Annotated in this window: 17 protein-coding genes; 11 read left to right on the top strand and 6 right to left on the bottom strand. The window is 75.1% G+C overall.

The genetic code is table 11. From position 1 onward, the window contains the following. The first annotated feature begins 31 nt into the window (after nucleotides 1-31). Nucleotides 32-496 carry a fluoride efflux transporter FluC gene (locus IEZ04_RS15675; RefSeq protein WP_189217480.1) on the top strand — a complete coding sequence of 155 codons (465 nt, stop codon included), beginning with the start codon at nucleotides 32-34 and terminating at the stop codon, nucleotides 494-496. Next, nucleotides 493-867 carry a fluoride efflux transporter FluC gene (locus IEZ04_RS15670; protein WP_189217479.1) on the top strand — a complete coding sequence of 125 codons (375 nt, stop codon included), beginning with the start codon at nucleotides 493-495 and terminating at the stop codon, nucleotides 865-867. Before IEZ04_RS15675 ends, IEZ04_RS15670 begins: the two co-directional genes overlap by 4 nt. A 15-nt stretch (nucleotides 868-882) precedes the next feature. Here the strand turns inward: IEZ04_RS15670 and IEZ04_RS15665 are convergent, their stop codons facing one another. After that, nucleotides 883-2,256 (bottom strand): S1 family peptidase, encoded by a 1,374-nt coding sequence (locus tag IEZ04_RS15665; RefSeq protein WP_189217478.1) that lies wholly within the window; start codon nucleotides 2,254-2,256, stop codon nucleotides 883-885. 96 nt (nucleotides 2,257-2,352) lie between these two features. Further along, nucleotides 2,353-2,910 (bottom strand): GNAT family N-acetyltransferase, encoded by a 558-nt coding sequence (locus IEZ04_RS15660; protein WP_229821057.1) that lies wholly within the window; start codon nucleotides 2,908-2,910, stop codon nucleotides 2,353-2,355. Between the two features lie 231 nt (nucleotides 2,911-3,141). Between IEZ04_RS15660 and IEZ04_RS15655 the strand changes: the two genes are divergently transcribed. The 4 genes from IEZ04_RS15655 (at nucleotide 3,142) to IEZ04_RS15640 (ending at nucleotide 6,470) form a co-directional block, all read left to right on the top strand. Further along, nucleotides 3,142-3,783, top strand: a complete 642-nt coding sequence (locus tag IEZ04_RS15655; protein WP_189217477.1) for an HAD family acid phosphatase — start codon at nucleotides 3,142-3,144, stop codon at nucleotides 3,781-3,783. Nucleotides 3,784-3,838: 55 nt separating this feature from the next. Beyond that, nucleotides 3,839-4,225: a PPOX class F420-dependent oxidoreductase gene (locus tag IEZ04_RS15650; protein WP_189217476.1), complete on the top strand. Its 387-nt coding sequence runs from the start codon at nucleotides 3,839-3,841 to the stop codon at nucleotides 4,223-4,225. 401 nt (nucleotides 4,226-4,626) lie between these two features. Then, the gene (locus tag IEZ04_RS15645) at nucleotides 4,627-5,745 is read left to right on the top strand and encodes a SagB/ThcOx family dehydrogenase (protein WP_189217475.1); all 1,119 of its coding nucleotides are present in this window, start codon (nucleotides 4,627-4,629) and stop codon (nucleotides 5,743-5,745) included. Beyond that, nucleotides 5,742-6,470, top strand: a complete 729-nt coding sequence (locus IEZ04_RS15640) for a GNAT family N-acetyltransferase (RefSeq protein ID WP_189217474.1) — start codon at nucleotides 5,742-5,744, stop codon at nucleotides 6,468-6,470. The genes IEZ04_RS15645 and IEZ04_RS15640 overlap by 4 nt, the downstream gene beginning before the upstream one ends. Here the strand turns inward: IEZ04_RS15640 and IEZ04_RS15635 are convergent. After that, on the bottom strand, nucleotides 6,415-6,909 hold the full coding sequence (locus IEZ04_RS15635; RefSeq protein ID WP_189217473.1) for a MarR family winged helix-turn-helix transcriptional regulator: 495 nt from the start codon (nucleotides 6,907-6,909) through the stop codon (nucleotides 6,415-6,417). The two genes, IEZ04_RS15640 and IEZ04_RS15635, sit on opposite strands and share 56 nt — an antisense overlap. Before the next feature lie 117 nt (nucleotides 6,910-7,026). Here IEZ04_RS15635 and IEZ04_RS15630 point away from each other — a divergent pair, with 117 nt between their 5' ends. Continuing rightward, on the top strand, nucleotides 7,027-8,310 hold the full coding sequence (locus IEZ04_RS15630) for a multidrug effflux MFS transporter (RefSeq protein WP_189217472.1): 1,284 nt from the start codon (nucleotides 7,027-7,029) through the stop codon (nucleotides 8,308-8,310). Between the two features lie 124 nt (nucleotides 8,311-8,434). Beyond that, a complete protein-coding gene (locus tag IEZ04_RS15625; RefSeq protein WP_189217471.1) occupies nucleotides 8,435-8,620 on the top strand; it encodes a DUF1737 domain-containing protein in 186 nt (61 codons plus the stop codon). Nucleotides 8,621-8,663: 43 nt separating this feature from the next. On the opposite strand, the gene IEZ04_RS15620 is transcribed toward IEZ04_RS15625, so the two are convergent. Then, complete coding sequence (locus IEZ04_RS15620; protein WP_189217470.1) at nucleotides 8,664-9,299, bottom strand: acetoacetate decarboxylase family protein; 636 nt, start codon at nucleotides 9,297-9,299, stop codon at nucleotides 8,664-8,666. Between the two features lie 177 nt (nucleotides 9,300-9,476). Here IEZ04_RS15620 and IEZ04_RS15615 point away from each other — a divergent pair, with 177 nt between their 5' ends. Beyond that, nucleotides 9,477-9,842, top strand: a complete 366-nt coding sequence (locus tag IEZ04_RS15615; protein WP_189217469.1) for a DUF6479 family protein — start codon at nucleotides 9,477-9,479, stop codon at nucleotides 9,840-9,842. Nucleotides 9,843-10,720: 878 nt separating this feature from the next. On the opposite strand, the gene IEZ04_RS15610 is transcribed toward IEZ04_RS15615, so the two are convergent. Further along, nucleotides 10,721-11,434 (bottom strand): nucleoside/nucleotide kinase family protein, encoded by a 714-nt coding sequence (locus IEZ04_RS15610; protein WP_373296318.1) that lies wholly within the window; start codon nucleotides 11,432-11,434, stop codon nucleotides 10,721-10,723. A 144-nt stretch (nucleotides 11,435-11,578) separates the two neighbouring features. Here IEZ04_RS15610 and IEZ04_RS15605 point away from each other — a divergent pair, with 144 nt between their 5' ends. Then, nucleotides 11,579-12,463 carry an ANTAR domain-containing protein gene (locus IEZ04_RS15605; RefSeq protein ID WP_229821056.1) on the top strand — a complete coding sequence of 295 codons (885 nt, stop codon included), beginning with the start codon at nucleotides 11,579-11,581 and terminating at the stop codon, nucleotides 12,461-12,463. A gap of 14 nt (nucleotides 12,464-12,477) precedes the next feature. On the opposite strand, the gene IEZ04_RS15600 is transcribed toward IEZ04_RS15605, so the two are convergent. Then, complete coding sequence (locus tag IEZ04_RS15600) at nucleotides 12,478-12,831, bottom strand: DUF1232 domain-containing protein (protein WP_189217468.1); 354 nt, start codon at nucleotides 12,829-12,831, stop codon at nucleotides 12,478-12,480. 220 nt (nucleotides 12,832-13,051) lie between these two features. Here IEZ04_RS15600 and IEZ04_RS15595 point away from each other — a divergent pair, with 220 nt between their 5' ends. Then, nucleotides 13,052-13,498: a hypothetical protein gene (locus IEZ04_RS15595; protein WP_189217467.1), complete on the top strand. Its 447-nt coding sequence runs from the start codon at nucleotides 13,052-13,054 to the stop codon at nucleotides 13,496-13,498. The last annotated feature ends 2 nt before the right edge of the window (nucleotides 13,499-13,500 follow it).

Below are 13,500 nucleotides of genomic sequence, written 5' to 3'. Positions count from 1 at the left end.
GACCGAGACGATCAGGTAGGAGCCTGGACGCGTGCACGACCGCCCCGAAGCCGCCACTCCCGCCGCCGGACGGCAGCCGGCACCCGCGGAGATCCTCGCCACCGTCGCGGCAGGAGGCGTGATCGGCGCCTGCGCCCGCTACGGCGCCACCCTGCTGTGGCCCACCGCGGCCGGCACCTTCCCGTGGACCACGTTCTGGATCAACGTCACCGGCAGCTCGGCCATGGGCCTGCTGATGGTCCTGGTCACCGAGCGGGCGACCGTCCACCCCCTGGTGCGGCCGTTCCTCGGCACCGGTGTCCTCGGCGGCTACACCACCTTCTCCACCTACGCCGTCGACGCCCGTGACCTGTTCGACGGCCACCGCGCCGGCACCGCGCTGCTCTACCTCACGACCACCCTCGCCGCCGCGCTGTCCGCCCTCTGGGCCACGTCCGCATTGACCCGGCTGCTCGTCCGCCCCCGTCCCCGGCCGGACGGGAGCACGGCGGCGTGAACTGGCTGATGGTCATCGCCGGCGCCCTCGTCGGCGCGCCCCTGCGGTACCTGACCGACCGCGCCGTCCAGGCCCGGCACGACAGCGCCCTCCCCTGGGGCACCTTCACGGTGAACCTCGCCGCCTGCGCCGGACTCGGCCTCCTCACCGGTGCGGCGACCGCGGCCACCGTGCCCTCCGCGCTCCACCACTTCGTCGGCCCCGGGCTGTGCGCGACGCTGAGCACGTACTCCACCTTCTCCTACGAGACCGTCCGCCTGGCCGGGACCGGCGCGAGATTCCACGCCGCCGTCAACGCCGTCGCCGGTGTCGTCGCCGGACTGGCCGCCGCCTTCCTCGGCGGCGAGCTGGCCGGTGCCCTGTTCCGGTGACGGGCCGGCGCCCGGCTACCCCCAGATCCGTGAGTACTGCCGCCGGTACCGCTGCCGTTCCTGTTCCGTACGGACGTACCGCGTCGCCGCCAGCGCGACCAGACTGCCCGCGATGATCAGCAGGCCGGGCCCCACGGCCCGCGGATCCGTGAGGCGCGCGAGGACGGTGGACACCCGACCGGGCGCGTCCGTCCGTCCCGCCGTGCCCGGCCGGGTGTCCCCGGGCGGAGTGGCGCCCTGCGGGCCGGCGGCCGGCGGGGCGCCGCCGGAGGCCCCGGCGCCCGCGCCGTCCGGCTGCCCGGCCAGCCGTACGCCCAGTGCCCCCAGCGCCTCGGTGACCGGCTGGAAGAACGTCGTGCCGCCGGAGGCGCAGTCGCCGTTGCCGCCCGAGGTCACGCCCAGCGCGACCCCGTCGGCGAACAACGGGCCGCCGCTGTCGCCGGGTTCGGCGCACACCGTCGTCTCGATCAGCCCGGTCACCGTGCCCTCGGGGTAGTTGACCGTCGCGTCGAGCCCCGTCACCTCGCCCTCGCGCAGCCCGCTCGTGCTGCCGCTGCGGAACACCCGCAGGCCCACCGCCGGATCGGCCGCCGAGGTGATGCGCACGCCGCGCCCCCCGCCGACCAGCACCACGTCGGAGGCGGTGTCCCGCTGTCCCTCGTCGTACCGCACCAGGGAGAAGTCGGCGCCCGGGAAACGCGAGGTGACGGTCCGTCCGATCGGCCCGCCGCCCTGCGTGTCCGCGAACCAGACGGAACCGGTGGGGCCGCAGTGCCCGGCCGTGAGCAGGAAGTCGTCGCGGCCGTCGGTCACGTCGAAGCCCACGGAACAGCGTCCACCGGCCGAGAAGACCGGCCCGCCGCCGCCCAGCCGTGTGGTGTACGTGCCCTCCGCGCGCTCCGTCCGCACGGCTCCGCCGATCTCCTCGGCCGTGCGCGTCAGCCGGGACCAGTCGGCGGCGGAGACCGTGCTGTCGGCGCGCACCACCACTTCGTTGGACGACGGGTCGACGGACCAGGACGTGCCCGTCACCCGCGGCGCCGCGCGCAGCCGTCCGGCCGCCGCGTCGAGGTCGGCCCCGCTGTACCGGACCATCCGGGCGCGTGCGCCCGCGCTCTCCACCTCGGCCGCCGCCGCCTCGTCGGTGACCGCGACGACCGGCCGGCCGTCGGCGTCGATCCAGGAACCGGCCGTACGGTCGTCCCCGAGCCGCGACACCAGCCCGGACGCGGTGTCGGCGACGGTCCGTGCCGTGCTCGCCGGGGGAGGGGCGGGGACCGCCGGTTCGCCCGCCACGGCCTGCGTGACCATGAGTCCTCCGCAGAGCAGCCCGCCGGCGGCCGCCAGTCGTGTCACCCGCCGGACGACCCGTCGTCGTGCGTGCCTCATCGCATGGCTCCCGAACCCCGTACGGCGCGGCGCGGAGCACCGCCAGGCCCCCCGGGCGGGCGCCCTCCCCTCATACGTGCGCCCGCGCCCGCGCGTTCACCAGTCGGCGGCCACGTACCCCATCGTCCGGTTCATGGCGATCGCGCCCGTGTTCCGCGGATGGTGCAGCGTACGGACGCGGCTCACCCCGCAGATTCCCGCGAAGCCGATGCCGTACGTCTTCATCGCCAGCGAGATGCGCCGTCCGCGCCAGCCCGCCCGCACCCCGGTCATCTCGTTGCGCACACAGCCCGAACGCCGCTGGTCCGAGGTGGCCGCCAGGCCGATCCAGGTGTCGCCGTCGAGGGCGATCACCACCCCGCGCGGGTCGTAGCCGGGCGCCTGGAGCCGCAGGCACCGGTACTCGTCGTACGTGAGGAACGCGCCGCGCTCCGGGATGTCCGCCGAGCACTCCTTGTTGAGCTCGTACAGCGCCCTCCGGTGCTCCGGGGTGTCGCCGAGTTCCGAGAGGGTGGTCAGCCGGATGCCGGACCTGCGGCAGCGGTCGACGTACGGCTGGAAACGCGCCAGGTCGAAGGCGTCCAGATCGAGTTCCAGCTTCACCCAGGCGGTCGTCACCGGGGCCGTCGGGGGTTCGGCGGGGTCCGTCTCCATGGCATCGACTCCGGAGGCTCCGTGTGCGGGCAGTGCCAACCGGCAATGTAGACGCCCGGGTCGGCCGCCGCCCACCACTCGCCGACGGCCGGTAACCACCGCGTCGCCTTCCGTCCACCCCCCGCCCCGATCATCGTGGGCGCGGCGGGGGACGACCCTCGCCGTTCCCACGTACGGAGCACGTGCGCATTCCCGCAGACCCGTGAGCACCCGTGGAAGGGGACGACGGACATGACAAGACGTGGAGTGGCCCGCCGGATCGGCGCCGTCTCGGCGGTCGTGGCGCTGGGCGCCGGAGGCACGGTCGGTCTCTCGGCCCCCGCGACGGCGGCTCCGGCCGTGGCCGCGGCGGGCGCGGCGGCCGTGCGGGCGGCCGACGTCGACCACGCCACCTGGCAGCGCGACGTGCAGGCCGTCATCGACGAGGCGAGGCCGTACATCGAGCAGCGCACCGAGGGAGCGGCCGGGCAGAAGCTCGCCCTCGTCCTCGACATCGACAACACCGCGCTGGAGACCGACTTCCACCCCTGGTACCAGCTCCCCACCCCGGCGGCCCGGCCCACGCTCGACCTGGCCACGTACGCCCGCTCCCGCGGAGTCGACATCTTCTTCGTCACCGCGCGTCCGGGCATCATCGAGAGCGTCACCGAGTGGAACCTCGAACGCGTCGGCTATCCGGTCGCCGGTCTCCACGTCCGTGACCTGCCGGACCTGTTCGACGAGGTCAGCGCCTACAAGACGGCCAAGCGGGCGGAGATCGAGGCGCAGGGCCACACGATCATCGCCAACATCGGCAACAACGACTCCGACCTCGTCGGCGGCCACGCCGAGCGCACGTTCAAGCTGCCGGACTACGACGGGCAGTTGTCGTAACGAGGGACCGGCGGGCGCCGCCGCTCCCCGCGCGCCGCCCGCCTACACTCCCCGCATGGACGAGACCTCGTTGGACGCACTGGCCGCGGGCAAGTACCTGCTGGTCACCAGTTACCGCAGAAACGGCACCCCGGTCGCGACACCGGTGTGGGTGGTACGGGACAGAGCGGCGCTCGGTGTGTGGACCGCCGCCGACTCCTACAAGGTCAGGCGGATCCGCAACCGCCCCGACGTCCTCGTGGGCCCCTGCGACGTGCGCGGCAGGCCGACCGGGCGGCAGGTCCCGGGCCGGGCCGAGGCGACCGGCCCGGACACCACCGAGCGGTACCGCGGGCTCATCGCCCGCAAGTACGGGATCGCCGGCCGGCTGACCCTCCTCGGCAGCCGGCTGCGCCGCGGCAAGCAGGGCACGACGGGACTGCGCATCACGCTCACGGACTGAACCGCGCGCGGGGCGTGCGCCATGTGGCGTCCGGACGGCCCTCACCTCGTCATGTGCCCGCGCACACGGCGCTCGTGGGCGATACGAGCCTTCGTCGTACCGTATCTGCTGGTTTAGGCCGTGCGCGCCTTTCCGCACGGCGGAAGAGGGGAGGTGACGGGGAGACACCTCGTAGGGGAAAGGGGCGCACCGTCATGCGGAAGCTGTCGATAACGGCCCGGCCGATGGTACGGACCGACAGGGGACGGGCCGGCAGGCGCACGTGGGGCCCGCCGTTCTCCTGCAAGAACGACCGGTGACGGCAGGGGGCCGGGCACCCGCCGGGACGCCGGCCCCGCATCACCGAGAGCCCGGCCGGCCCGCGGCCGGCCGCCCGCCGCACGATCTTCCCCGGAGTTCCCATGCGTCTTCGCCGTGCCCGCTGTCTGACCTGTTACTGGCATGACGGTCTGTTCGTGGTGCATCCCTATCCGCAGGGCACGCCCAGCACGGTGCACCCCGCCGCGGCGGAGGTCCTGACCGCCTTCGACGAGTGGCTCGACCCCGAGACCGCGGACCGGAGCCTGCCCCACCTGACGGCGGAGACCGTCCGGGAGGCCGTCCGCTCGCTCACCGAGGCGGGCACCCTGCTCGCCGAGGGCAGCTGCGAGGCGGTGCGCGACGAGGAGACCGCCCGGCACTGGCGCACCTGGGCCCCCGAGGCGTCCTTCTTCCACTACGCCACCCAGGACATCGACGACAGGCAGCCCGCGGGTGCCGGTGCCGCCGGCTTCCGGGACCCCGCACCCGATCCGGTGTTGTTCACTGGCTACCCCGACGCTCCGCGCGTCCTGCTGCCGCGTCCGATCGCCGGTCTGGACGCCCCCTACGGCCAGGTCCTGCACGCCCGCCGGACCCACCGCGACTTCAGCGACGCCCCGGTGAGCCTCGGCACGCTCGGCGTCCTGCTGGCCGCGGTCTTCGGCCCCGTCGACTTCATCGACTCCGGGCGGGCCGCGCTCTACCGCCGCACCAGCCCCCAGGGCGGCGCCCGGCAGGAGCTCGACACCTACCTCGGCATCCTCAACGTGACCGGCCTGGACCCCGGCTGGTACCACTACAACGGCCTGGAGCACTCGCTCGAACTGCTCGCCGTCGGCCTCACCCGCGACGAGGCGGCCGTCCTGTGCGCGGACCAGGAGTGGATCGGCGCGGCGGCCTTCCTGGTGGTGCTGGCCGCGCGGCTGGAGCGCATGAGCGTCAAGTACGCCACGCCCCGCTGCTACCGCGTGTGCCTGCTGAACGCGGGCCACCTCGGCCAGACGTTCGCCCTGACCGCGACCGCACTGGGGCTGGGACCCGCCGAGACCGGCGCCTTCCGCGACACCCCCGTCGCCCGGCGCTGCACCCTCGACAACACCGGGCACACCCCGCTCCACGTCCTCGCGGCCGGACACCCGGGCCCCGGCGGGGGCAACGCCCCGCCCACGGCCACCGCCGACGCGTTCGGCGCCACCCGCCTCAGTGGGAGCACGACGTGAGCCACCTCCACTGGCCCCTCGCCGGCCTCACCGTCTCCGCCGGACCCCTGCTCCTGCGCAGTCCCGTCCTGGCCGAGTGCCACGCGCTCGCCGACGAGGCCGCGCACGAACCCCACGATCCCACGGTGCCGTTCCTCGCCGGTCCCGCCGACGACGCCGCCCGCAGGGGCCGCAGAACACTGCAGCACCTGTGGGGGGAGTGGGCCCTCTTCCAGCCCCAGCGGTGGTCCCTCACCCTCGCGGTCCTCGTCGACGGCGTCCTGGCGGGCCTGCACAACACCCGCGCGCGCGGGTTTCCGCGCCGCGGCACCGTGCAGCACGGCCTGTGGATCGTGCCCTCCTGGCGCGGCCGGGGCATCGGCACCCTCGCCCACGCCGCCGCGCTGCACCTGGCCTTCGACGGCCTCGGGGCCCACCGGGCGTTCCTCGACACCGCGGCCGACAACCACGCGTCCCTCACCATCGCCGCCAAGCTCGGGTACGAACAGTGCGGCGCCGCCGTGACGTCCCTGGCCCCGGGGAACATCCGCATGCTGCGCCTGACCGCCGACCAGTGGCGTGCCCGCCCGCGCTCCCGGGCGCCGCGCATCGGCGGACTCGAGGAGTGTCTGCCGCTGTTCGGCGCCCCGCCGCCCGCGGATCCGCCGCCCACGGCCGCCGATCCGTCCGTCAGGCGCGGGCGGCCCGCCCCTCCATCGTCCCCACCAGCAGCTCCAGGGCCCTGATCACCCGCTCCCGGTCCTCGCCGAGCCCGGCGAACAGCTCGACCTCCGCGGCGAGCTGACGGGGAAACAGGTCGTCGACGGCGCGGGCGCCGGCCGGGGTGACGGTGACCAGGGCGGCGCGGCGGTCCGCCGGGTTGGGGGTGCGGGAGACGAAGCCCCGCCGCTCCAGTTTCGCGAGGGTCTTGCTGACGCCGGCGCGGGAGAGGCCGAGGTGCTCGGCGAGGCCGCGGGCGATCATCGGCTCGGTGGCGTGGCGCAGGGGGATCAGCATGTCGACCTCCGGCGCGGTGAGCGCGGCGCCCTCGTACAGGGGCTCGACGGCGCGGTCGAGGAGGCCGCCCGCCCGTTTGAGGAGGGCGACCAGTTCCATGGGGGAGGTGTCGAGGCCGGGATTGTGCTCGGCCCACCGGGCGCGGACCTCGACCGGGAGGAAGGACATGCGGCTCGCCTTCTCGCTGCGGATGGCTGGGGCTGTTCGTCGGCCGTCGCACCGCGGGCCGGTGCCGCGTCGGCCGATATTCGTTAACCAGTGAACTAATGGTTTACGGTTGTGCCCATGGTATCCCTGCCCGACTCGCCCGCCCCCGAGGTGCGCGCGACCGCTCCGTCCCCGCCCTCCGCCGCGTCCCCGCCCCCGTCGAAGGGGACCGCCGCGGGTCTGGTCGCCGTCCTCGCGGCCCTGACCTCGGTCGCCCCGCTGGCGACCGACATGTACGTCCCCGGCTTCCCCGACATGGGCGACGCGCTCGGCGCGAGCAGCTCGGCCGTCCAGCTCACCATGACCGCGTTCCTGGCCGGCCTCGTCGTCGGCCAGCTGCTGTTCGGGCCGCTCAGCGACGGACTCGGCCGCCGCCGGCTGCTCCTCGGCGGCACCGCCGGCTTCGTGCTGTTCTCCCTGGTCTGCGCGGTGGCGCCGAACGTCGGCGTCCTGATCGCCGCGCGCTTCCTCCAGGGCGTGGCCGGCGCGGCGGGCATGGTGCTCGCCCGGGCCGTCCTCACCGACCGCTTCCACGGCGCCGACCTGCCCCGCTACTTCGCGGTGCTGTCCCAGATCATGGGCGTGGCGCCGATCGCCGCGCCGGTGCTCGGCGGGGCGATCCTGTCCGTGTCCACCTGGCGCGCGGTGTTCGCCGTCCTGACCGTCATAGGCGTCCTGCTGCTCCTCGCCGTCCTGCGGAAGGTGCCGGAGACGCTGCCGCCCGAGCGGCGGCACGGCGGCGGACTGGCAGCCACGTTCCGGGCGATGGGCGCCCTGCTCGGCCGCCGCGCGTTCATGGGGTACGTGCTCGTCCTCGCGCTGGTGTCGGCGGCCATGTTCGCCTACATCGGCGGCTCCAGCTTCGTCTTCGAGAACCTGCACGGCGTGTCGTCGGGCATGTACTCCCTCGTCTTCGCCGTCAACGCCGTCGGCATGCTGATCGCCGGGTTCCTCTTCTCCCGGCTGGCCGGCCGCGTCCGGCTCATCACGCTGCTGGTGACCGGTGTCGGCGTGGCGGCGCTCGGCGCGCTGGCGCAGACGGTGCTGGTGCTGACGGCGGGGGAGACCCTGGCGGGCACCTGGATCACCCTGTTCGTCACCCTCTGCGGTGTCGGCCTGGTCTTCCCGTCGACGATGAGCATCGGCCAGGCCCTCGCCCGCGACACCCCGGGCGCCGCGTCCGCGCTCCTCGGCGGGCTGCAGTTCCTCTTCGGCGCGGTGGCCTCGCCGCTGGTGGGGGTGTTCGGCGAGGACAGCTCCCTGCCGATGGCCCTGATCATGCTGGTCACGGTGGCCGCGGCGGGTGTCGCGCTGGTGGCCCTGGCGCAGCCCTGGCGCGGGCAGGGAGAGCCGCGGCGCTGAACCCGACCGGTCCGGCCGGACCGGGTTCTCGTCCGGCCGGCGCCCCGGGAGCGCGCCCGCCGGGGAGGGTCCGCCCCAGGGGGCTCACGCGTCGGCTGACCGGCGGACTGCCATACTCGGCCCCATGAGCACCCCACCGGACGGACTGCCCGTCTACCGCGTCCTCACCGGTCCGGACGACGCCGCGTTCTGCCGACGCGTCAGCGAAGCGATCGGTCTCGGTTACGCACTGCACGGAGGCCCCGCCGTCACCTTCGACGGCGAGAACGTCGTCGTCGCCCAGGCCGTGGTCTGGCCGACGCAGTCGTGACGGTGGTGGGCGGCGGCGCCCGACGCGCCCGCCCGGCCCCGGCTCAGCGCTCGCCCACGACGCCGCGGAAGTCACGGACGGTCAGCGAGACCACGGGCCGGCGGCGCCCGAGGAAGGACAGGTCCGCCGCCGGGTCCGCCGACATCACGGTGCGTCCGACGGCGGCCCGTCCGCCGATCCGTACGGGAATCCGGCCGACCGTGCCGTCCGGCAGCCGCTGCACGAGCCGGGTGCGCGCGACGAGCGGGAAGGGCAGCCGGAGGCGGTCGAGGTGGCCGGCGCGGACCGGAGCGGCGCCGGAGGGCACCAGCTCGCTGCGCATGCCGTCGGCGTCGCTGTGCACCCGCAGGACGCCGAGCTCCTTGGGGATGCCCCACAGTGCGCGTCCGCCGGCCAGCGACCGCTCGTCGTCCACCCAGACGGCCACGGCGGTGGCGGCCAGGCCACGCCGGTGGCGCACGGCGAGGCCGACGAGGAACTCGCGGTAGGCGAGGACGCCGCCCGGCCGGTAGTCGACCCAGAAGGTGACCAGGGTGCAGCGCCGCCGCAGGACCCACGGGCGGACGCCGGGCGGCAGGGGCCAGCGCGGCAGTTCGTCCACGGGGACGCGCCACAACGAGACGAGCATGTCGCCCGTGAGGTGCCAGGGCGAGGGCGGGTACGGGCCGTGCGGTGTCATGACTCCGTGCCCCGTGTCCGCAGCGGCCCGCCGGCGACGTGGTGTCCGGTTTCCTCATGCACAGGCACACACCTCCGACGGAGCCGGTACCCGCACGGCACCGGAGCCACTCGGGCCGGTCCGGAACAGTACCGCCCGGTGGGGCATCCGCCCGCCCGCTCGGGGTATCCGGCGGGCATGAACACGAGTCACTACGTAGCAGCGTGGGCGAGTTCGGGCCTCGGCGTGGGCGCCATCGTCGTCGGCGGGATCATCGTCGCCGGTCTCCTGGTCTGGGCCGTACGGCTCGGCATCAACGTCAAGCGTCGCGAGCCGAGGCGGCCGCTGCCCCAGGAGCAGCCCACCCGGCCGCCCTCCTCCGGCCCGATCGGCGAGACCCAGGAGGTGCGGGAGCCCAACGAGATGCCCGGTACGGGGACGGGACGGCTCACGGCGCACGACCTGAACACCACCGGCAGCAAGCCGAGCGAGTCGCAGCAGCGCCCCCGCTGGGACTCCGGTTCCAGCGGGTCCTTCGGCAGCGGGGGCACGGGCGGGGCCTGAGGACGGCGCCCGGCGGGTGAACCGGCCGGGCGGCCGTCGCGTACCCCTGCACGGGACGGCGGCACGGCGTGCACACGACACGCGGCCGTCCCGGTCGCAGGTGTCCGAAGGGAGCACCGTGACACAGCCGCCCGGACGCGGGGAGCCGGAGGGGCGCCCCGCGGGACCGAGGAACCCCCCGCGCGTGACACCGGCCGCCCCGGCCCCACCCGGACGACCGTACGGTACCGCCGCGCCGGACCAGATGCCCGGGACGGGCCCGTGACGCACCGCGTCCTCCGGGGCGCGAGGGCGGGCCATGGGGACTGGACGGCCGGGCGCGGCCCCGGCACCGCCTCGCCCGGTGAGCCGAAGCCGGACCGCTCGCCCGGCACGGACCCGCGGCACCCCGCCCTTCCCGTGGCAGGGCACGCGGCCCGCGCGGCCGGGCCCGGGCCGGGCGGTGCACCGCCCGGCGCGCCCGCGTCGGGCCCCGTACGCGACACGGACCAGCGCCGCGCCGGGGTCGTCCCCGCCGTGATCGCCGCCGCCCTCGTCGGGTCCGGCGGCGCTCTGCTTCTGCAGGGCCGCGGTACCGGTGATGCAGGAGGGGCGACCGCTCCGGTCCCCGCGGTGCCGACGCGGCGGGCGGTCGGCCCCGGCGGTCCGGGCACGCGTGAGGAGGGACAGCGGGGCGGAGGCCGTCGCGTCGCAGGAGCGGCCGCGCCGGATGCCGAACGTGTACGACGGCGGGGCGACGGAGGGCCGCCACGACGCCGCGCTCACCGGAGCCGTCGCCCGCTTCCCGCTGCGGTACGGCATCCGCGGCGACGAGACGGGCGTCCACGGCGACGACACCCGTCCCGACCCGGAGTCCCGCGCCGGCGGCCGCACGGACCTCACCGGCCCCCGGTCAGCCGTACCACCACATCCGCGCGGTGCCGCGTCGCGGCCACCAGGTCGGCGTTCCGCTGGTCCGTCCCCCGTGCCCAGGCGACCGCCTCCGCACGCTCCTTGCCGAACTCCTCGTGCCGGGCCACCAGACGCCGGACGCGTTCCTCCTCGTCCACCTCGCAGAACCACACCTCGTCGAGCCGGGGCCGTACGCGTGCCCAGTCACCGTCGTCCAGCAGCAGGTAGTTGCCCTCCGTGACGATCAGGCGGGCCGCGCGCGGCACCGGGATCGCGCCCGCGACCGGCTGCTCCAGGACGCGCTCGAAGCCCGGCGCGTACACGACGTCGTCCTCGTCCTCGCGCAGCCGGCGCAGCAGCGCCGCGTAACCGGCCGCGTCGAACGTGTCGGGCGCCCCCTTGCGGCGCAGCCGGCCGAGCCGCCGCAGTTCGACGTCGGCGAGGTGGAAGCCGTCCATCGGCACGTGCGCCGCCCACGGCTCCCCGTCGCCGTTCAGCGCCCGGACCAGCCGCTCGGCCAGGGTGGTCTTGCCCGCACCCGGGCTCCCGGCGATGCCGAGCAGGGCGCGGCGGCCGGGCCGGGCGAGCGCGGCGGCCCGCTCCAGGAGGCCGTCGAGCGTCTCGTGCACCCCCTGCCCGCCGCGCTCGGAGGGGGTGTCGTACGGGTCACGGACCGCCTGGTCCCGCGGGTCGAGTGCCATGCGCAGACGGTAGACGTTCCGGGCGCGGTGACGTACGGGAGGGGAGGACTTGCGTACTCCCGGCGGGACGGGGCAGGCGCAGCCGAGTGCCGTCCGGCGGACACGGCTCCGCGACGGCACCACGGCGGAAGAGGAAGGACGTGGATGCCGGTGCCGATGCCGAGGAGTGGGGAACCACTGCCGGACCCGGGCAGCGTGGCGCTGCGCGAAGAGCTGCTGCGGCTGCGCGAGGAGGCACGGCACCTGCGCGCGCGGGCGACCGGCCGCTCCGTCGTCGCCCAGGCGCAGGGCATCCTGCGGGAGCGCTACGCGCTGGCGGACGCGGAGAGCGCGTTCGCCCTGCTGCAGCGCGCCTCGCAGAGGAGCAACGTCAAGCTGCGGATCCTGGCGGGCGCCGTGCTGAGCGTTCCGCGGCCGGAGGAGCGGGAGCGCCTGTGGTTCCCGCGCCGCGTCCGGCGCCCCGAGCCGCGCCTCACCTTCGCGTCGGCCCGTGACATCGAGCCGGGCAACCGCGGGCACGTCCTGAGGGCGGTGCTCAGCCAGACCCTCACCGTCGTCGGCAGCGGCATGGGGAACGTGCAGACCACCGACCACGGGCGGGGCGGACTGCGCATGGAGGAGCACATCGGTCTCCCCCAGGACTTCGTCGACTTCTTCGGGCACGTGGGCGACGACGGCACGTCGTGCGCGCTGGCCGCGCACGACGTCGCCCCGGTCACCGTCCCCGACGTGGCCACGCACCCGGTGTTCACCGAACCGGCGCGGCAGGCCATCCTGCGCGCGGGCAGCCGCGCCTGCCACAGCGTCCCCCTGACCCCCGCCCCCGGCGTGTGCGTCGGCATGGTCTCCGCGCACTTCGCGGAGACGATCCGGGAGCCGACGCCCGCGCAGGCCGAGGCGCTCGCCGTGGTCGGCACGGAGGCCGGACGCTGGCTCTCCTGGTACGACCGCACCGTGGTCCTCGACGCGCTGGAGTACCTGCACGCGCTCGCCCGGACCCAGTCGGGCGCCCGCGTCCGCCGCCGCTGACGGACGGCCGCGGCTCACTTCGTCAGCGGCCGTCCCGTCCCGTCGGCCGGTGCTGCGCCTTCTGCGTCCGCTGTGTTCACTGCGGGGTTGGCGTCTTCCGCGGTCCGCGCGGACGTGCGCAGTGTCCTCAGCGCCAGCAGCAGGACCCCGACGTCGTCCAGGAAGACCGGATCGGGCATCAGATCGGCCGGCAGGACGAGATAGAGGACGGCTCCCCAGAACACCCAGCGGGGCCCGGCCGGCAGCCCCGCGCGCCGCAGATCGCGGCGGGCCCGCACGAGCCGGACCAGCAGGGCCACCGCCACCCCGAGCACGACGGCCGCGAGGACCGCGGCCACGACGACGATCGTCCATGTCGAGTCATCCATGCGCCCTGCCCCATCACTTTCGTCGGTCCTGTCCGCCGCTTCCGCCGGCCGTTCCTCCCTTCGTGTGCCCGGCCCGGCCGCCGCCACCGCCGTACGGCGCGGGACGTTCCGGAGCAGTCCCCTCCGGCCGCCGCGGCCGGGCACGTGACATGCGCGGATCCCGTTTCGGCCGCACGCTGGGGGTACACGGACACCGCCGTCCACGACAAGGAGGACACCTGTGAGTACGTCCCGGCAGCCTCTTTACCAGGTCCAGGTGGTTCTCAGTGACTGCCTGGCGCAGAACGCGAGCCGTATCTTCGACGCGCTGTGCGCGCACTTCGTCTCCGACCGCTGCACCGGCGAGGAACTGCACCAGAGCCAGGCGGAACCCGACCGGCCGACCGTCTGGAGCGGTACGTTCGAACTGCCCGACGACCCCGCGGACGAGGTGTCCGGCGAGGGGTCCGGGGCCCCGTCCGGCTCCGGATCCGGCCGGGCGCACCCCGGGCCGCTGTCCGGGTCGGTCAGCCTCGACGCGCAGGGCAGCCCGAAGGCGGTGCACCGGCTGAAGGAGGTCCTGGAGGAGACGTTCCTCGTGACCGAGGTGGGGACCATCGCCGGCGACCAGGAGGTCCAGCTCCAGCTGCGGCTGGAGGGGGCCCGGGCCGCGGAAGGGGCCAGGTGAGC

The sequence above is a fragment of the Streptomyces ruber genome, assembly GCF_014648075.1.
In the GTDB taxonomy this organism is placed as follows: Bacteria; Actinomycetota; Actinomycetes; order Streptomycetales; family Streptomycetaceae; genus Streptomyces; species Streptomyces ruber.
This window is presented reverse-complemented; position numbering and strand designations above follow the sequence as displayed.